General features: G+C 55.7%; 20 protein-coding genes, 1 other RNA gene and 1 other annotated feature. Of the genes, 19 read left to right on the top strand and 2 right to left on the bottom strand.

All coding sequences use genetic code 11. The annotated features are described in order from the left end of the window. Window positions 1-27: 27 nt before the first annotated feature. Window positions 28-1926 (bottom strand): NAD(P)/FAD-dependent oxidoreductase, encoded by a 1899-nt coding sequence (locus JUE30_RS04400; protein ID WP_203623794.1) that lies wholly within the window; start codon window positions 1924-1926, stop codon window positions 28-30. Window positions 1927-2241: 315 nt separating this feature from the next. Between JUE30_RS04400 and pplA the strand changes: the two genes are divergently transcribed. The 16 genes from pplA (at window position 2242) to rplL (ending at window position 14249) form a co-directional block, all read left to right on the top strand. After that, window positions 2242-3165, top strand: coding sequence for an extracellular electron transfer flavoprotein PplA (gene pplA, locus JUE30_RS04395; RefSeq protein WP_125755822.1), 924 nt, complete (start codon window positions 2242-2244; stop codon window positions 3163-3165). Between the two features lie 94 nt (window positions 3166-3259). After that, on the top strand, window positions 3260-4333 hold the full coding sequence (locus JUE30_RS04390) for an FAD:protein FMN transferase (RefSeq protein ID WP_203623793.1): 1074 nt from the start codon (window positions 3260-3262) through the stop codon (window positions 4331-4333). An 18-nt stretch (window positions 4334-4351) separates the two neighbouring features. Beyond that, on the top strand, window positions 4352-5296 hold the full coding sequence (locus JUE30_RS04385; protein ID WP_203623792.1) for a 1,4-dihydroxy-2-naphthoate polyprenyltransferase: 945 nt from the start codon (window positions 4352-4354) through the stop codon (window positions 5294-5296). Next, window positions 5293-6285 (top strand): UbiA family prenyltransferase, encoded by a 993-nt coding sequence (locus JUE30_RS04380; protein ID WP_203623791.1) that lies wholly within the window; start codon window positions 5293-5295, stop codon window positions 6283-6285. The genes JUE30_RS04385 and JUE30_RS04380 overlap by 4 nt, the downstream gene beginning before the upstream one ends. Before the next feature lie 30 nt (window positions 6286-6315). Further along, entirely contained in the window at window positions 6316-6465 is a 150-nt protein-coding gene (gene rpmG, locus JUE30_RS04375; RefSeq protein WP_125755814.1) for a 50S ribosomal protein L33, read from the top strand. A gap of 12 nt (window positions 6466-6477) precedes the next feature. Beyond that, window positions 6478-6648: a preprotein translocase subunit SecE gene (gene secE / locus JUE30_RS04370; RefSeq protein WP_203623790.1), complete on the top strand. Its 171-nt coding sequence runs from the start codon at window positions 6478-6480 to the stop codon at window positions 6646-6648. A gap of 100 nt (window positions 6649-6748) precedes the next feature. Continuing rightward, window positions 6749-7294 carry a transcription termination/antitermination protein NusG gene (gene nusG, locus JUE30_RS04365; RefSeq protein WP_125755810.1) on the top strand — a complete coding sequence of 182 codons (546 nt, stop codon included), beginning with the start codon at window positions 6749-6751 and terminating at the stop codon, window positions 7292-7294. 1 nt (window position 7295) lies between these two features. Beyond that, window positions 7296-8129, top strand: coding sequence for an alpha/beta hydrolase (locus JUE30_RS04360; protein WP_203623789.1), 834 nt, complete (start codon window positions 7296-7298; stop codon window positions 8127-8129). Between the two features lie 119 nt (window positions 8130-8248). Further along, window positions 8249-8674, top strand: coding sequence for a 50S ribosomal protein L11 (rplK, locus tag JUE30_RS04355; protein WP_125755805.1), 426 nt, complete (start codon window positions 8249-8251; stop codon window positions 8672-8674). Window positions 8675-8763: 89 nt separating this feature from the next. Continuing rightward, window positions 8764-9453, top strand: a complete 690-nt coding sequence (rplA, locus tag JUE30_RS04350) for a 50S ribosomal protein L1 (RefSeq protein WP_125755803.1) — start codon at window positions 8764-8766, stop codon at window positions 9451-9453. A gap of 180 nt (window positions 9454-9633) precedes the next feature. Further along, complete coding sequence (locus JUE30_RS04345; RefSeq protein WP_203623788.1) at window positions 9634-10848, top strand: betaine/proline/choline family ABC transporter ATP-binding protein; 1215 nt, start codon at window positions 9634-9636, stop codon at window positions 10846-10848. Then, window positions 10841-11476, top strand: coding sequence for an ABC transporter permease (locus JUE30_RS04340; RefSeq protein WP_203623787.1), 636 nt, complete (start codon window positions 10841-10843; stop codon window positions 11474-11476). The genes JUE30_RS04345 and JUE30_RS04340 overlap by 8 nt, the downstream gene beginning before the upstream one ends. 2 nt (window positions 11477-11478) lie before the next feature. Beyond that, a complete protein-coding gene (locus JUE30_RS04335; protein WP_203623786.1) occupies window positions 11479-12402 on the top strand; it encodes an osmoprotectant ABC transporter substrate-binding protein in 924 nt (307 codons plus the stop codon). Continuing rightward, window positions 12402-13061 carry an ABC transporter permease gene (locus JUE30_RS04330; RefSeq protein ID WP_203623785.1) on the top strand — a complete coding sequence of 220 codons (660 nt, stop codon included), beginning with the start codon at window positions 12402-12404 and terminating at the stop codon, window positions 13059-13061. Before JUE30_RS04335 ends, JUE30_RS04330 begins: the two co-directional genes overlap by 1 nt. 96 nt (window positions 13062-13157) lie before the next feature. Then, window positions 13158-13277 (top strand) — a sequence feature (ribosomal protein L10 leader region). Between the two features lie 32 nt (window positions 13278-13309). Then, window positions 13310-13816, top strand: a complete 507-nt coding sequence (rplJ, locus tag JUE30_RS04325) for a 50S ribosomal protein L10 (RefSeq protein ID WP_125755793.1) — start codon at window positions 13310-13312, stop codon at window positions 13814-13816. Between the two features lie 61 nt (window positions 13817-13877). Further along, window positions 13878-14249: a 50S ribosomal protein L7/L12 gene (rplL, locus tag JUE30_RS04320; protein WP_125755791.1), complete on the top strand. Its 372-nt coding sequence runs from the start codon at window positions 13878-13880 to the stop codon at window positions 14247-14249. Between the two features lie 87 nt (window positions 14250-14336). Here rplL and JUE30_RS04315 read toward each other — a convergent pair whose 3' ends face one another. Then, window positions 14337-15143, bottom strand: coding sequence for a hypothetical protein (locus JUE30_RS04315; protein ID WP_203623784.1), 807 nt, complete (start codon window positions 15141-15143; stop codon window positions 14337-14339). Between the two features lie 272 nt (window positions 15144-15415). Here JUE30_RS04315 and JUE30_RS04310 point away from each other — a divergent pair, with 272 nt between their 5' ends. The 3 genes from JUE30_RS04310 (at window position 15416) to ffs (ending at window position 16636) form a co-directional block, all read left to right on the top strand. Beyond that, entirely contained in the window at window positions 15416-16012 is a 597-nt protein-coding gene (locus tag JUE30_RS04310; RefSeq protein WP_203623783.1) for a class I SAM-dependent methyltransferase, read from the top strand. A 9-nt stretch (window positions 16013-16021) separates the two neighbouring features. Next, window positions 16022-16528 carry a tRNA adenosine(34) deaminase TadA gene (tadA, locus tag JUE30_RS04305; RefSeq protein ID WP_203623782.1) on the top strand — a complete coding sequence of 169 codons (507 nt, stop codon included), beginning with the start codon at window positions 16022-16024 and terminating at the stop codon, window positions 16526-16528. A gap of 10 nt (window positions 16529-16538) precedes the next feature. Next, window positions 16539-16636, top strand: an RNA gene (gene ffs, locus JUE30_RS04300) — signal recognition particle sRNA small type. The last annotated feature ends 173 nt before the right edge of the window (window positions 16637-16809 follow it).

The raw sequence follows: 16809 nt of genomic DNA, 5'->3' as shown, positions 1-16809 counted from the left end.
CAGAACCCTTAGGCCTGGCAACGTCGCCTATTTAGGCGTATCGCTGCCGTACAACGCCTTTGGTGTGCCGTACCACCACTTGCCGAAGGTCTTCTGCAGGTAAGGGACGACCCACTTGTCTAAGCCGAATGCACGGCCTGAGCCGTTCATCACGGCAATGGCCATTGGAATCATCCAGATGTTGACCCAGTAGAACATGCCGCTCAGGCAGAAGATGATGGTGAAGGCGACAGACACCGCGCCGCTCAGCCAGGTGAACAGGCCAGCAACCAGTGCCAGGCCAATCAGAATCTCAATAATCGTCATCGACTTTTGCATGAAGAAGGCGACGTCTTGGTTTGGAATCATCGCTTTGGTGATCGTGTACATCCAGTTTGGCATCTTGTCAAAAACCATCATTGGTTCCTTCCCATACTGGTAGGAAAGGGAGAAGACGGTTTTGGCGGCTGGCGCTGCGGCCTTGGCCGCACCACTAGCAGCAGAGGTGGCGTCGGCGCCGGCGGCAGAAGCACCGCTGGTCGTCGCCGGTTGCAGCCAGTCAAACGGCAGGCGCAGCTTGTCGAGGAACCAGGACTCTTTGCCTGAGACCTTGCCAGCGCAATCAACCAGCCACATCAGGCCCAGGAAAATGCGGGACGGAACCGCCCAGAGCACATTGCCTTGGCGGGAAAGGTGGCCGCGCATCAAGTTGCGGTCGTTCTTGGTGCGGAAGAACTCGTGCATCATGTACTGGAAGAAGTAATAGCCCGAGTAGTTCTGCAGGAAGTACAGCATATTGACCAGGTGCTTCATCAGCATCGCGAAGAACCCGGAGAGATGGAAGATGTTCATCAGGTTGGCCACGCCGTAGCGGGAACCCAAAGACACCATGAAGCCAGAGTAGGATGCCTTGTAATCCAAGTCGCCGGCCTTGCCGGCCATTTTGCTTTCAATGTTGGTCAGCGCGGTTTTGGCACCAGCTTCGGCACCTTGCACGATTTGCGGCTCGCCGCGATCCGAGTTGCCGCCGAAGAACGAAACATCCCCCACGACGTAGACATCCGGGTCATCCTGACTTTCCATGTGCGAGTTGACCACAATGCGGCCGGCACGCGCCTGGGTGAGGCCGAACTGGGCAGCTTCGTCAGTCGCCTTGACGCCGGCCGTCCAAATCAATGTTGAAGTCGGGTAGGTCGAGCCGTCTTTCAGGTCGACGTGATCCTCGTGAACGCCAACCACACCGGTGTTCTTCATGACCTTGACGCCTTTTTTAAGCAAATAGCGCTCCGCTTTGTTGGCATCCGAGCGGTCGAGCATGTTCATGATCGTCGGCGCCATTTCCATCAGCGTGAACGTGATCTCGCTAGGGTCAAGCTTGTTTTCCTTGGCCAAGCTGTCGCGCCAGTCGCGCAGTTCACCGATCGTTTCGGTCCCGGTGAAGCCAGAGCCGACAACGACGATGGAAAGCAACGCCTTGCGCTTTGCTGGATCGTGCTCCTCAGCACCGCGCCGGACCACGTCTTGGATATGCTTTTTCAACGCAATGGCGTGTTCCCAGGAGCCCAGGGTAAAGCCGTAATCTTTCACGCCCGGGGTGCCGAAGTCATTCGGTTGTGAGCCGATGCCCAGCATCACGTAGTCGTATGGGTAGGCCCCGTGCTTGGTCTTGACCAGTTTCTTCTCGCGGTCGATGGTGGTCGCCGTGTCCGTGACCAGCTTGACGTTCTTGCGCCGTGCAAACAAGCGCTGCAGGTCGTACTGGATCGCATCTTCCGGGACGCGATCGGCGGCGACTTCGTGCAGTTCCGTCATGTAAGTGAAGTAGGAGTGGCGGTCGATCAGGGTGATCGTCACGTCCTTGTCTTTCTTAAAATGCTTGGCTAATCGTTTCGTCGCGTAGACGCCCGCAAACCCGGCCCCCACGATGACGATATTTTTTTGCGCCATGGGTAACACTCCTTAGATGTGAATAATTCCGCAAATCAATTAAATTGCAATGCTAATTATACATTTAAAACCCGGTTGTTGTCCATGAATTCGCGCAAGGCTGGTAACCGGTTACCGAAGGTCATCAGGGTGGTGCCTAATTCATAGAGACAACGAAAGCGGTGGGGTAAGGACAATGGAAACGAATTCCTACAAAATGAGAAAGACCTGATAAATGTTCGGCTTTTGTTGATTTTTGCCACTCGGGTGTTTACACTTGGTTTGTGTGAAATGTAACACAAAGTTCCTAATATTTTTCAAAAGGGGTATCGGAAAATGAAATTATCTAAGACTTTGGCAAGCATCTCCATCATCGCAGTCTCTGCTTTGACGCTGGCCGCTTGCGGCAGCAACTCCAGCAGCAAGGATTCCTCGTCCAGCAAGACGACGACCTCCAAGACGGCCAAGAAGTCCTCATCCAGCGCGAAGGCGCAAAAGCAAACCGCTGGGGCGCCGCTTAAAGATGGGGATTACACGCTTGCCGAAACCGGGTACGACCACGGTTACAAAGTCGAGATGGGCATGACCGTTGCCGATGGCAAGATCACCAAGACCACCTATGACTACGTGGACAAGGACGGCAAGTCCAAGACCAAGGACACCGAATACGAAAAGACGATGAAGAAGCAAGCTGGTGTCGGTCCTAAGGAATACATTCCGGCCCTGAACAAGTCCTTTAAGAAGAACGGGACGAACACCAACGCCATTGACGTCGTTTCTGGTGCCACCGATTCCAGTTTGACCTTCAAGAACTACGCCCAGCAGCTGGTTCAGGCCGCGCAGGCGGGCAACACCAAGAAGATCGAAGTTCAAAACACGGCGAAGTTGCAGGATGGCACTTACACGCTGGAGCAGGAAAATTACTCTCACGGCTACCGTACTGTCTTCTCCATCGTCGTTTCTGGCGGCAAAATCACGCAAAGCAAGTACGACAATGTGGACAAGAACGGCAAGTCCAAGACTCAAGATGCCGAGTACGAGAAGAGCATGAAGAAGGTCAACAACGTCGGCCCTAAGGAATACACCGAAAAGCTCAACGCTGCCTTGGTCAAGACGCAAAAGCCTGCCGAAGTCGATGTGGTTTCCGGCGCGACTGAAAGTTCCGATACCTTCATCCTTTACGCTGAACAGCTGATCAACGCCGCTCAGGCCGGCAACACGACACCAATCAAGGTTTCTAACATCGTGTACGCCGAATAATTTTTCAATCAAGCGCGAAAGCAGTGTCCTCGCGGATGCTGCTTTTTTTATGGCTGGGCCGTTATAATAGAAGAAAACGTGAAGGGATATTAATATGAAAAAGAGAGTGAAGGCACTCATCGCCCTGCTGGCGCTGGCCCTGCCGCTTGCCGCCTGCGGACAGCAAGCGGCGCCCAAGCCAAAACCCGCCGCCGTGATCCAGACGCCGCATCAGGATACCGAATTTTTGATGGGCACTGTGGTTACGCTCAGCGTCTACAACAAGGGCAAGGCCGGCGCGGTCGATGATGGGTTTGCCCGGGTCAGGGCGCTGGCCAAGAAGATCACCGTCAACCAGAAGGGCTCTGAGGTCGACGCGGTCAACAACGCGGCCGGCGAAAAACCGGTCAGGGTGTCCGATGATGTGTTCCGCCTGATCCAGTACGCCAAAAGTTATAGTGAACGCTCTAACGGCGCATTCGACCTGGCGATCGGGCCGGTGACCAGCCTGTGGCACATCGGTTTTCCCGATGCCCGCAAGCCTGCGCAGGCGGAAATCGACCGGGTGCTGCCGCTGGTCCATTACCAGGATGTGGTGCTGAACGCCAGCAAACAGACCGTTTACCTGAAGCAAAAAGGCATGCAGCTGGATTTGGGCGGAATTGCCAAGGGCTTCATCACCGACGAGGTGGTCAAGGTGTTCAAAAAAGATGGCGTCAACACCGCCATCATCGACTTGGGTGGCAACATTTTCGTCATGGGTCACAGCCCGAAGGCCACCAACCGGCCGTGGACGGTGGGCATTCAAGACCCCAAGAAGCCGCGCGGCACTTCGATTGGCACAGTGCCGGGCGCAAACATCACCGTCGTGACCTCTGGAATCTACGAGCGGCACCTGGTGGTGGATGGCCACAACTACTCGCACCTGATGAACCCGCGTACTGGCTACCCGTTTGAAAACAACTTGATGGGCGTGTCAATCGTGACGAAAAAATCCGTCGATGGGGATGCGCTGTCCACTGCGACCTTTGACAAGGGCCTGCGCGGCGGCATGGCCTTCATCGAAAAGCAAAAGGATGCCGAGGCCATTTTCATCACCAAGGACAAGAAGGTTTACGTCTCCAGCGGCCTCAAGGGTAAATTTCAACTGCTAAAGAATTCGGGGTACCAGCTAGCCACACTGAAATAAACGATTTGGGGGAGTTTGATGTCAGTCCAAAACTTTTTTACGCTCGTTGAAGCTCGCACCAAGCTCGCCAGCATTTTGCCATTCGGCGTCGGCACGCTGTTTGCACTGGTGTATTTTCACCAGTTCAACGGCGTGAACACGGCGCTGTTTTTCGTCGCGATGCTGGCGTTTGACATGATGACCACGGCCCTGAACAACCTGATGGACTACCAAAAGGCCAAGGATGAACAGTACCGCCGCACGGTCAACATCATTGGCACTGCCCAACTTTCGGTCGGTTTGGTGCGCTGGGTGGTGATTGCGCTGCTGGCCGTCGCCGCCGGGCTGGGGCTGGTGTTGAGTGCCCGCACGGATTGGCTGTTGCTGCTGGTCGGGGCGGTGTGCTTTGCCATTGGCATTTTCTACACGTTCGGGCCGCTGCCGCTGTCTCGTCTGCCGTTGGGGGAGGTATTTTCCGGGCTCACCATGGGGCTGGGGATCCCGTTTATCGCCACTTATATCAACGTCGATGCCCAGGCACTGCTGAACCTGAAACTGGCTTGGCCGACGCTGAGTCTGACTGGCAACTGGCTGGCGCTGTTGACCCTGGGGCTGGTGTGCGTGACCCCGATGGCCACGATTGCAAATGTCATGCTGGCCAACAACATGTCCGATTTGGCCGAAGATGAGCGCAACCACCGCATCACACTGCCAATGTACTTGGGCAAAAAGTACGCCGCCTGGCTGTACACGTTTCTGGCGCTGGTCGGCTTTGCGGCAGTCATAGTGGCAGTTACCCTGCGCCTGCTGCCGTGGCCGCTGCTGCTGGCCCTGCTGCCGCTGCCGCTTGCGGTATGCGATGCACGCCGCTTCACCGCGCACCCGGACAAGCGCACCACCTTCAGCCTGGCCCTGCGCACCCTGACGCTCGCAAACCTGGCGCTGATGCTGGGGCTAGTCGCCAGTTTGGGGGTGAGCCGATGAAGGAGAGCACACACCAATCGTTTCGGCCACTGACCTGGCCGCTGTTCTTCGAGCTGATTCGCCTGCCGGCCAAGCTGTGCAGCTTCTTGCCGTACCTGTTCGGTATCTTGTACGCCTGGTGGGGGTTTCACCAGTTTAACTGGGTGAATTCGCTGGTGTACTTTGTCGGCCAGATGAGTATTGCCTTATTTGTGACCGGGTTTAACAACGTGCAGGACTATTACAAGGCGAAAGACGAGCACTACCGGCAGACGCAAAACATTATCGGCCGCGAGCATTTAGCTCCGCATCGCATTTTGGCCTTGATGGGGCTCTTCCTGACAATCGCGGTTGGCGCCGGCTTGGTGTTGGTTTGGCGGACTAATCTCAGCCTGCTTCTGATCGGTGGGGCCGCGATTTTCGTCGCGATCTTTTACACCTTCGGGCCGGTGCCACTGTCGCGCATCCCCTCGGGCGAGCTGCTGTCCGGTACCGTGGAAGGCTTTGGCGCGGTGTTCATCGCGGTGTTCGTTAACATTGTGCCTCAGCCAATCATGCTGACGCTGACTGGCAGCCGCTTTGTGTTAAGCGGCAACGTGCCGCTGGTGCTGGAGCTCTTTTTTCTGGCGCTGCCGATCGTCATTCTTGACGGCACCATCATGTTCGCAGACAACATTTGCGATTTGAAGCAGGATCAGCGCAATCAGCGCTTCACGCTACCGTACTACCTTGGGAAAAAGCGAGCGCTGGCCATTTACCCATGGCTGCCCGCCGCGGCCTACCTGGCCATCGTGCTGGCCGTCGGGTTGAGGATGCTGCCGGTGCCAGTGCTCTTGGTGGCGTTTATGTGGCCACGGGTGCGTCGCAACATTGACGCTTTTCTGGCCGTGCAGGACAAGGCGAAAACCTTCAACACCGCGGTGGCCAACCTGCTTTTGACCTTCGGCAGCGAAACAGCACTCTTGCTTCTGTGCATCCTGATCGACCTTGCAGTGCCTGGGCTTTTCTGATACCATAGTTGGAAGCTAGGAGGGCTCATTATGTCCGTAAAAAAAGTCGCCTTGGCCTGCAGTGTCTGCGGACACCGGAACTATTACGTCCCGGAAAACCCGCGCCGCACGCAGCGCCTGGTGTTAAATAAGTATTGTAAGTATTGCGGGCGCCAGACTGAGCACCGCGAGACGAAGTAGGAGGCAGCAGTTATGAAGTTTATCAAAAGTGTGATTCACGAGATGTCGCTGGTCACCTGGCCGACCGCCAAGGAAACTCGGCGCGACACCACCACCGTCATCATCACGTCGATTCTGTTTGCCGCTTACTTTGCCCTAGCAGACTGGGTCATCCTGTTGGTCCTGAAGGCGTTCATTTTTTAATCTTGATATCAAGACTTGCTCTGGCGTATACTGGGGTCAGCGCAAAAACCGAAGCCTCTTGGCGACGGTTTTTTATTTGTCATCAAAAAGGAGAAAAACAATGGCTGAATCAGCTGAAAAGCTCTGGTACGTGCTGCACACCTACTCTGGTTACGAAAACAAGGTCAAGGCGAACCTGGAGTCTCGGGTCACCTCAATGAACATGGAAGACTACATTTTCCAAGTGATTGTGCCCGAAGAGGAAGAACACGAGAAAAAGGACGGCAAGGACAAGGTCAAGATGGAGAAGGTTTTCCCTGGCTACGTGCTGGTCGAAATGGTCATGACCGACGAATCCTGGTTTGTTGTCCGTAACACCCCAGGGGTTACCGGCTTTGTCGGCTCGCACGGCGGCGGCTCCAAGCCAAACCCGCTGATGCCTGACGAAGTGGCGACCATTTTGCACTCACAGGGTATGGCCACCACACACTCCACGCTGTCCTTTGAAGTCGGCGAGACGATCACCATCATTGCCGGTGCGTTTGCCGGCATGAAGGGCAAGATCACCGCCAACGACCCGGACAAACAAAAGCTGAAGGCGACCATCAATATGTTTGAGCGTGAAGTCGCCGCCGACTTGGACTACGACCAGGTCGACAAACTTTAAGATGATCTGGCTCATTGTAATCGGGGGTGGGGCGTTAATCGCCTTCGCCCTCGATTTTTATGGTTTAGGGCACCCGGACAGGCAGCGCAAGGTTGACGTTGCCGATCGCGTACCCACGCTGTTTGTGCCCGGAGAATTTGGCACGCGTTACACGTTTGGCCACATGCTGCGGCGGCTGCCGGTGGACAAGCAGGTCGTCGCCCTGGTCCGGCAAAACGGCTCGGTGCACCTGCGTGGGCGCTTGGCGTTTGGCCCGCACGTGGCCGTTCAAGTGCTGTTTGCCGATAAACGGGTGCAGCCGGCAGCCCAGCTGATCGGGGTGAAGCGGGTGATTGCGGCGCTGCAGCAGCAGGCACCGTTTGCTGCAATCAACTTAGTGTCCCACTCGATGGGTGGAATCACGACGGTGCTTTACACCGTCAGCCGGCCAGCAGTGCCGGTCCGGGCGCTGGTCACACTGGCGGCGCCGTACAATGACACTGCGCTGGCCACTCCGGGTAAAGTCGTCAACTGGCCCCTTGGGCCGGCGGGGCCGAGTCAGACCACGCCGGTGTACGAATTTTTCCGCGCGCATGTGGCTGACCTGCCTGAAACTTTGCAATGGTTGAATGTGGCCGGCGATTTATTCAACGGGTCACAGCACGACGGGGCGGTGGGCATTAACTCGGCGCTTTCGATTCGCTATCTGGCGCAAGACCACGTCGCACGGTATGCCGAAGTCGTGATCCGCGGGCCGCGGGCGGCCCACAGTTTGCTGCACGAGAATCGCCTGGTCGACGCAGACGTCGCGACGTTCCTGTGGCCGCTGCAGCTCAAGGCCTTAGTGGTGCGATAGTCCTTGCTTTTGAGCCTGAATCATGGTAACTTAGTCGAGTATGTTTTGGCATACGCGTGGGAGGGCAAAATTACCTTGCCCATCATGACCACATCACGGACTTAAGGAGGTTATGTTTCGTGGCTAAAAAAGTAGCAAACATCGTTAAACTCCAGATCCCTGGGGGCAAAGCAACTCCAGCTCCGCCTGTTGGCCCTGCTCTGGGTCAAGCTGGGATCAATATTATGGGCTTCACCAAGGATTTCAACGCGCGGACCGCAGACCAAAATGGGATGCTGATTCCAGTTGTCATCACCGTGTACGAAGATCGTTCCTTTGACTTCGTCACCAAGACCCCGCCGGCAGCGGTTCTTCTGAAGAAGGCCGCTGGCGTAGAGCACGGCTCTGGCGAACCGAACACCAAAAAGGTTGCGAAGGTTACCAAGGACCAAGTGAAGCAGATCGCGGAAACGAAGATGCAAGACCTTAACGCCGCAGATGTAGAAGCTGCGATGCGCATGGTTGAAGGGACAGCACGTTCCATGGGCTTTGAAGTCGAAGGCTAATGCATGTCCGGATCTTCAGCGAAAGCTGAATGAATCAAGTGGAAGGGCTTCGGCCCGCTGACCACATTTGCAAGGAGGAAAATTCCAGTATGGCTAAGAAAGCAAAGAAGTACCAAGACGCTGCTAAGCAGGTCGACGCCACTAAGGCGTACACCCCTGAGGACGCAGTTGCTTTGGTCAAAAAGATCGATTTTGCCAAGTTCGACGCAACCGTTGAAGTGGCATACAACCTGAACATTGATGTTAAGCAGGCTGACCAGCAGATCCGTGGCGCTCTTGTGCTGCCTAACGGGACTGGTAAGACGCAGCGCGTCATCGTCTTCGCCGAAGGCCCGCAAGCGCAGGCTGCCCAAGACGCCGGTGCCGATGAAGTCGGTTCTGACGACTTGGTTAAAAAGGTTCAAGACGGCTGGCTCGACTTCGACGTTGCTGTTGCAACACCACCGATGATGGCCAAAGTTGGTCGTTTGGGCCGGGTCCTCGGGCCAAAAGGCTTGATGCCTAACCCGAAGACCGGCACCGTGACGATGGACACCGCGAAGGCGGTCAACGACGTCAAGGCTGGGCAGGTCGCATACCGTGCCGACAAGGCGGGTATCGTCCACGCCCCGATCGGTAAGGTTTCGTTTGACGACGCTAAGCTCATCGAGAACTTCAAGGCGCTTAACGACACCATCGTCAAGGCGCGGCCGGCATCAACCAAGGGTGTTTACATCCAAAGCTTGACGTTGACTTCAACCTTCGGCCCTGGGGTCAAGGTTGACGTTTCGGCATTCTAAACAAGCAATTCAATCAACACCGACTTCTTTTGGAGAAGCCGGTGTTTTTTTCTGAAAATTTTTCCTGTCAAATTTTGGCCAAAGGGTGTCACGCTGGGGGTTTTGTGCGCTGAAAACAGCAGATTTTAAATGTCCATGATATGGTGAGTGTGTATAAATCGGCAAAACGGGAGGTTTAAGATGACAACTGAACAAAAGCCAGGACCCATCGTCCAGTATCAGGACGTGAATAAGGTATACCGCGGCGGTAATGTGGCGGTTGAACACATCACTTTGACCATTGACCAAGGGGATTTTGTCTGCCTGATCGGCACCTCGGGCTCGGGGAAGACCACGACCATGCGAATGATCAACCGCATGCTGGAGCCGACCGGCGGCACCATTTTGTTTAAAGGCCAAGACATCCACAAGCAAGATCCGGTGGCTCTGCGCCGCCACATCGGCTACGTGATTCAAAACATCGGGCTCATGCCGCACATGACGCTGTACGAAAACATTACCTTAGTCCCGAAGCTCCTGAAGTGGCCGGAAGAGAAGCGGCGCGCCAAGGCGGAAGAGCTGATCAAAATGGTCGACCTGCCAGTCGATTACCTCGACCGCTACCCGGCTGAGCTTTCCGGCGGGCAGCAGCAGCGCATCGGCGTAATCCGCGCGCTGGCCGCTAATCAGGATCTGATCCTGATGGACGAGCCGTTTGGCGCTCTGGACCCGATCACGCGTGAAAGTTTGCAGGATCTGGTCAAAAATCTGCAGCAGAAGCTGGGTAAGACGGTCGTGTTTGTGACCCATGACATGGACGAGGCCCTGAAGCTCGCCACCAAGATTGTGGTCATGGATGGCGGCCACATTATCCAAACTGCGACGCCGACCGAGCTGCTCCAGCACCCTGCGACCCCGTTTGTCCGGGAACTGATCGGTGAGGAGCGGCTGATCCAGGCCCGCGCCGATGTCACCACGGTGGGCGCCATCATGCTCAAGAATCCGGTGTCGATCACCCCGGGTAAATCGCTGGTCGAGGCGATTCAGCTGATGCGCGACCGGCGCGTTGACACCCTGCTGGTGGTTGACGACAACGGCTACCTCAAAGGCTTTATCGACATCGAGTCGCTGACGCGCCAGTACGCCAAGTCGACCGCCGTGGCCGACATCATGCAGAAAAAACTGTTTTACGTGCAAGAATCCGCACTGTTGCGCGATTCCGTTGACCGGATCCTCAAGCGCGGCCTCAAGTACGTGCCGGTCGTCGATCAGGACAACAAGCTGAAGGGCATTGTCACGCGAGCCGCGCTGGTCGATATGGTTTATGACACCATCTGGGGCGAGAATGCTGACCACAGTGAGCAGGCACCAGCCTCTGATGCCGAACCGCAGGCGGGAGGCGACCAAAATGGGTGACTTTCTGGCGCAGCACGGCATGGAGCTGTTGGTCAAAACCTGGGAGCAGCTGTACATCTCTGGCATCTCCCTGGGCCTGGGGATTCTCGTCGCCGTGCCGCTGGGGGTGATCTTGACGCGCTTTCCACGCACGGCCAAGGTCGTCATCGCTATTGCCTCAATGCTGCAGACGGTGCCCAGCCTGGCGCTGCTGGCGCTGATGATTCCGCTGTTTGGGATCGGGCGGGTGCCGGCGATCGTCGCGCTGTTCATCTATTCGCTGCTGCCGATCCTGCGTAACACGTACATCGGCATGGAAGACGTCTCACCAGTCCTCAAGGATTCTGCCAAGGGGATGGGCATGACGGCCGTGCAATCGATTATGCAAGTTGAGCTGCCGATGGCGATGCCGGTGATCATGGCCGGTATCCGCCTGTCCGCGGTGTACGTGATCGCGTGGGCAACGCTGGCATCATACATTGGCGCCGGCGGCCTTGGTGATCTGATTTTCAGCGGGTTGAACCTGTTCCAGCCGTCGCTGATCATTGGCGGTACCATTCCCGTCACGATCCTGGCACTCGTGGTCGATTGGCTCCTGGGTAAACTGGAGAAGCGTCTGACTCCGCGGACCAGTCGGAAGGAGGCCTAGCCATGAAAAAGTTAGCCAAACTCTTTGTGGTGCTGGCCACGGCCGTTTTGACACTGGCCGGTTGCGGGTTCCCCGGGATTTCGGGCAGTGACCCAAAGACCATCAAAATTGCGGCACTTAGCACGACGGAAAGCTCAGTGATGGCCAACATGCTGGCCGAGCTGATCAACCACGAGCTGGGCTATCCGACCACGCTGGTGTCCAATCTTGGCTCCACCACGGTCACGCACCAGGCGATGCTGCGCGGGGATGCAGACATTTCAGCGACGCGCTACACCGGCACTGACCTGACTGGCACCTTGAACCTGCCGGTGGAAAAGAACCCGAAAAAAGCCGGCAGGATCGTCAAACGGGTCTTTAAGCAAAAGTACCACCAGACCTGGTTCCCGACTTATGGTTTTGCCGACACCTATGCCTTCATGGTGACCAAGCAGTTTGCCGCTCAACATCACGTCTCGACGATCAGTCAGTTGAAGCCGCTGGCCCCATCGATGGCAGCTGGCGTGGACTCATCCTGGATGAATCGCAAAGGCGACGGCTACGCGGACTTTAAAACCGGATACGGCTTTGACTTCAAGCGCGTCTACCCGATGCAGATTGGGCTAGTTTACGATGCGGTCGAGGCTGGTAAGATGCAGACGGTGCTGGGCTATTCGACAGACGGGCGAATTCGCTCGTATGACCTCACGGTGCTGAAAGACGACAAGCACTTTTTCCCGCCGTACGACGCGTCGATGGTGGTGAGTGACAGCCTGCTGAAGAAATACCCGAAGCTCGCACCGGTGCTGCACCGGCTGGACGGAAAAATCAGCATGAAAACCATGCAGGAACTCAATTACCAGGTGGACGACCAACTAAAGGAGCCATCGGTGGTCGCCCGGGAATTTCTGGTCAAGCATAATTATTTCCGGGGAGGCGATAACTGATGGCGAACATGAATACGTGGCAACAGTTCTTCTACTACATGACGACCAACGGCAGCTATGTGCTCAGCCAGTTTACGCGCCATTTCCTGATTTCGATTTATGGCGTGCTGATCGCGGCTGTGATCGGGATCCCGATCGGCCTGTTCATCGCCCACAACCGCAAGCTGTCTAGTACGATCATCGGCATCGCGAACGTGATCCAGACCATTCCCAGCTTGGCGATGCTTTCGATCATTATGCTGGGGCTGGGGCTGGGGGTGAACACGGTGATCGTCACCGTCTTCCTGTACTCGCTTTTGCCGATCATTAAAAATACCTACACCGGCATGGTCAGCGTCGACCCCACGGTGATTGACTCCGCCAAGGGCATGGGGATGACCTCGTTTCAGCGCCTGTACATGGTAGAGGTGCCGCTTTCGATGAGTGTGATCATGGCGGGCATCCGCAACGCACTGGTGGTGGCCATTGGCATCACGGCCATCGGGGCCTTTGTCGGCGCCGGCGGGCTTGGCGACATCATTGTTCGCGGGACAAACGCAACCAACGGTGGGGCCATCATCCTCGCCGGCGCGCTGCCAACAGCGCTGATGGCGATCATTGCCGACCTGGTGCTGGGCTTTGTCCAGCGGCGGCTCGAGCCCAAAGAATCGAGCCATTAGACAATCACCAGCGCCTGCTGTGAAAACGGCCGGCGCTTTTTGGTGCCTGCGTGAAGTATTTCTTGACGCTGTGGACGGTTCATGATACGCTTTTCGTTGTGATAATTCACTCTGCCTAAGACTCAGGTGGCGCAAGCCTTAATATCCTGCCGAGGTGGTATCAGTTCGTTAGATACCTCTATGTCTTGGTAGACATGGAGTTTTTTTATTGGAAAAAACTTCAACCAAACTATAGGAGGTGAAAATCTATGAGTGAATCAATTATCGCTGCGAAGGCTAAGGTGGTTGATGGCATCGTTGAGCAGTTCAAGGCTGCTAAAAGCGCTGTTGTTGTGAACTACCGTGGCTTGACTGTTGATGAAGTAACGCAGGTGCGTAAGGAATTGCGTGATAACGGGGTCAAGATGGAAGTCATCAAGAACACGTATCTTCGCCGTGCCGCTGACGCCACTGGTTACAAGGGCTTGGACGATCTGTTCAAGGGCCCGACCGCGATCGCCTTTTCTAACGACGACGCTGTTGCCCCTGCCCGCATCATGACGAAGTACGCGAAGCAGTTCGATGACCTCGTTGTTAAAGGCGGGATCATTGAAGGCAAGGTTGCCAGCCTGGAACAGATCACAGAACTGTCCAAGCTGCCAGACCGCGATGGGATGTTGTCAATGCTGCTGTCTGTTCTGCAGGCACCAGTCCGCAACGTCGCATACGCCGTCAAGGCCGTTGCCGACAGCAAGGACGCAGAACCAGCTGCATAATGTGGCTGAAGCTGCCTAGTCGATCCGTAATCAAACACAATACAAACTGGAGGATACAATCATGGCTTTAGATACAAAAGCTATTGTCGACCAGTTGAAGGATGCTTCCATCCTTGAACTGAACGATCTCGTTAAAGCAATTGAAGATGAATTTGGCGTTTCCGCAGCTGCTCCTGTAGCCGCTGCCGGTGCCGCTGGTGGCGACGATGCAGGCGCTGCTAAGGATTCCTTCACCGTTGAACTGACCGAAGCTGGCCAGGAAAAGGTTAAGGTTATCAAGGAAGTTCGCACGATCACAGGTCTTGGCCTGAAGGACGCGAAGGGCTTGGTTGACGCAGCACCTTCCAACATCAAGGAAGACGTTACTGAAGACGAAGCTAACAAGCTTAAGGAACAGCTCGAGGCTGTTGGCGCAACCGTTACCCTCAAGTAATGATTGCCCAAATACCGGGTGCCCATTGCGGGTGCCCGGTATTTTTTTGCAAAAAAATAGCCGACCGGAGAGGGTCGACCGTCATTCTTATTCCGTTGTAACGGCAAAGCTCAGTGGGTCGGTCAAGTTAGGCCCGCGGTAGTCCAGTTGTAAGTTGATGCCCTTGCCGACCACCACGCCGGCATTGCCAAAGTAGGCCCAGAAAGTCGTCCTCGCATAGCCGCCAGGCGCGAGCTTAGTCGTTCCTTGCTGGTTGGGCAGGACGGTTGCCGGCGCAAGAAATGGCCCCGTGATTTCAAACTGGTTTGGGGTCGGGACAAAGCCTGCCTGATTGGCGAAGTTGGCATACTCTGCCGTGATTTGGACGCTGAGATTCTTTGGCAGCTTACCGCTTGCCACGAGGTTTTGACCCTCAGCATTCAGTTGATGGGTAACCTGGGTGATGCGCAGGCCGTAGCTGTCGTCAGGCGCAAGCCCCAATTTGTTGAGGGGCAATACCCGCGAGCTCGGCCCGCTGCTCGGCACGACGCTGAGAGTTTTTGTCGCCGTTTTGCCGTGAAGGGTGGCCACTAAGTCAAGTTCGCCTTCGTCGATGGCACCGTTGATCGTGGTGGTCTTGCCGCTGCCTTCACCGCTGACCAACACCTTATTGTTGGCATCGCGGTCGCGCAGCGTGAATTTGGCGTTGTTGGTCAGCTTGAACTGTAGCTTGACCTTGCCGTCACTTGATTTAAAAAGGGTAGTGGGCACCGTGATTGCTGGCCCCGGCAGATTTTTACTGGTGGCGCTAGATTTGGTGTTACTTTGGTCGTTTGCCTGGGGGCTGCAGGCGGTGAGGCCGCCGGCAACCAGCAGGAGCGCCAGTCCCGGCAGCACTTTGTTGAATAATTTCATTGTTTTCCTCCGTATGGGTCTAATTGTACGGATTGGCGGCTGCGATGTAAACGGACTTAATGTTATTGTTAGCTTAAGGGCGAAGCCGCGATTAGTTTTTCTCAAGTCATGACGATGCGGGTTTGCGAATATGGGTATCGCTTTTATCGCGGCCAGGGGTTACGCTTTATATGAACAATACCGCCGCTAAGGTGCAGCCCGCACTGTAGGTGGACCTTGTGCCCAGATCAACCGGGCGAGCACCATTGGGGCGGCAATGAAGGAGAGACACCATGAGTCATTACTATACAAACGATCCCGATCTGCCGCATGATGAGCAGACCTTTTCTTACGATTTAGCCGGCAACCGGCTGGAGTTCACCTCCGACAACGGCGTTTTTTCCAAGCGCACGATTGATTTTGGCAGTCGCACGCTGATTGAGACGGTCGTCGATCAGGTGCTACCTGATGGGCCGCTGCTGGACGTCGGTTGCGGCTACGGGCCAATTGGCCTTGCCTTGGCCAAACACTATCCGAACCGGCAGGTGACCATGTCGGACGTGAACGAGCGCGCCCTTGCCTTGGCTAAACGCAACGCCGAGGCCAACAAAATCGCAAACGTGACGATTGTCGAGTCCTCGGTTTACGACCACATTACTGGGCAGTTTGGGGTGATTGTCACCAATCCCCCGATTCGAGCAGGCAAGGCCATTGTGTCTGCCATCCTTGCCGGCGCACATGAGCATTTGGTACCCGGCGGTCAGCTGTACTGCGTCATTCAAAAAAAGCAGGGCGCACCGTCGGCCTTGAAACTGATGCAGGCGACCTTTGCCAGCGCAGAAAAGGTCAAAATGGCTCATGGTTACTATATTTTGCGCGCAACCAAGTAAGGAGGAACTATGGTTGAACTAACTCCGGATGATTTCATGGCAGCTGCTTTGGCCGAGGCTAGGGCCGCCGGCGTGATCGGTGAGGTCCCAATTGGGGCCGTAGTGGTCAAAGATGGCCAAATTATCGGCCGCGGCCACAATTTGCGCGAACATGCGCAAGACAGCACACTTCATGCCGAAATCCTCGCGATTCAGGAGGCCTGCATGACGCTGCACACTTGGCGGCTTGAAGACTGCGACCTGTACGTGACACTGGAGCCTTGTCCGATGTGCGCGGGGGCGATGATCAACGCCCGAGTGCGGCGGTGTTTTTACGGCGCCAAGGACCCCAAGGCCGGGGCGGCCGGGTCACTGGTCGATCTGCTGAGTGATCCGCGGTTTAACCACCAGGTTCAAGTGGTCGGCGGGCTGCGCGCCCGCGACAGCGGTGAGCTGCTGGTCGCCTTTTTCCAAGGAATCCGGGCGAAGCGGAAAGCGGCCAAGCAGGCTGGCCAAAGCCCAGAGAAACAGGTATAATGAATCTTGCCGAAAGGCCTTGAGGCAATGGCAGCCTTTCGAATTGTGTCAGGTCCGGAAGGAAGCAGCACTAAGAATCGTTTGTCATGTGCCTTAAGTTTTTGAGCAAATAAACAAGGACGCACCCGTTGCGGGTTGCGTCCTTTTTATATGAAACAGAACTTGATTTTGAGTACACCAAATACACCTACTCGAAATCTCAAAAAAATACAGGTATACTAGCTTTGCTAGCTAGCCTATATACTTTGCGGCCAACGTAATCTCGATACGTTGGCTTTTTT

The sequence above is a fragment of the Lacticaseibacillus sp. 866-1 genome, from assembly GCF_016861825.1.
Classification (GTDB): domain Bacteria; phylum Bacillota; class Bacilli; order Lactobacillales; family Lactobacillaceae; genus Lacticaseibacillus.
This window is presented reverse-complemented; position numbering and strand designations above follow the sequence as displayed.

Excerpts from the sequence above, each read along its gene's own strand:
- rplA (WP_125755803.1), top strand. The coding sequence starts at position 8,764 with ATGGCTAAGAAAGCAAAGAAGTACCAAGACGCTGCTAAGCAGGTCGAC.
- JUE30_RS04335 (WP_203623786.1), top strand. The coding sequence starts at position 11,479 with ATGAAAAAGTTAGCCAAACTCTTTGTGGTGCTGGCCACGGCCGTTTTG.
- pplA (WP_125755822.1), top strand. The coding sequence starts at position 2,242 with ATGAAATTATCTAAGACTTTGGCAAGCATCTCCATCATCGCAGTCTCT.
- rplL (WP_125755791.1), top strand. The coding sequence starts at position 13,878 with ATGGCTTTAGATACAAAAGCTATTGTCGACCAGTTGAAGGATGCTTCC.
- secE (WP_203623790.1), top strand. The coding sequence starts at position 6,478 with ATGAAGTTTATCAAAAGTGTGATTCACGAGATGTCGCTGGTCACCTGG.
- JUE30_RS04315 (WP_203623784.1), bottom strand. The coding sequence starts at position 15,143 with ATGAAATTATTCAACAAAGTGCTGCCGGGACTGGCGCTCCTGCTGGTT.
- JUE30_RS04345 (WP_203623788.1), top strand. The coding sequence starts at position 9,634 with ATGACAACTGAACAAAAGCCAGGACCCATCGTCCAGTATCAGGACGTG.
- JUE30_RS04390 (WP_203623793.1), top strand. The coding sequence starts at position 3,260 with ATGAAAAAGAGAGTGAAGGCACTCATCGCCCTGCTGGCGCTGGCCCTG.
- JUE30_RS04360 (WP_203623789.1), top strand. The coding sequence starts at position 7,296 with ATGATCTGGCTCATTGTAATCGGGGGTGGGGCGTTAATCGCCTTCGCC.
- JUE30_RS04385 (WP_203623792.1), top strand. The coding sequence starts at position 4,352 with ATGTCAGTCCAAAACTTTTTTACGCTCGTTGAAGCTCGCACCAAGCTC.
- nusG (WP_125755810.1), top strand. The coding sequence starts at position 6,749 with ATGGCTGAATCAGCTGAAAAGCTCTGGTACGTGCTGCACACCTACTCT.
- rpmG (WP_125755814.1), top strand. The coding sequence starts at position 6,316 with ATGTCCGTAAAAAAAGTCGCCTTGGCCTGCAGTGTCTGCGGACACCGG.
- tadA (WP_203623782.1), top strand. The coding sequence starts at position 16,022 with ATGGTTGAACTAACTCCGGATGATTTCATGGCAGCTGCTTTGGCCGAG.
- JUE30_RS04340 (WP_203623787.1), top strand. The coding sequence starts at position 10,841 with ATGGGTGACTTTCTGGCGCAGCACGGCATGGAGCTGTTGGTCAAAACC.
- JUE30_RS04330 (WP_203623785.1), top strand. The coding sequence starts at position 12,402 with ATGGCGAACATGAATACGTGGCAACAGTTCTTCTACTACATGACGACC.
- JUE30_RS04310 (WP_203623783.1), top strand. The coding sequence starts at position 15,416 with ATGAGTCATTACTATACAAACGATCCCGATCTGCCGCATGATGAGCAG.
- JUE30_RS04380 (WP_203623791.1), top strand. The coding sequence starts at position 5,293 with ATGAAGGAGAGCACACACCAATCGTTTCGGCCACTGACCTGGCCGCTG.
- JUE30_RS04400 (WP_203623794.1), bottom strand. The coding sequence starts at position 1,926 with ATGGCGCAAAAAAATATCGTCATCGTGGGGGCCGGGTTTGCGGGCGTC.
- rplJ (WP_125755793.1), top strand. The coding sequence starts at position 13,310 with ATGAGTGAATCAATTATCGCTGCGAAGGCTAAGGTGGTTGATGGCATC.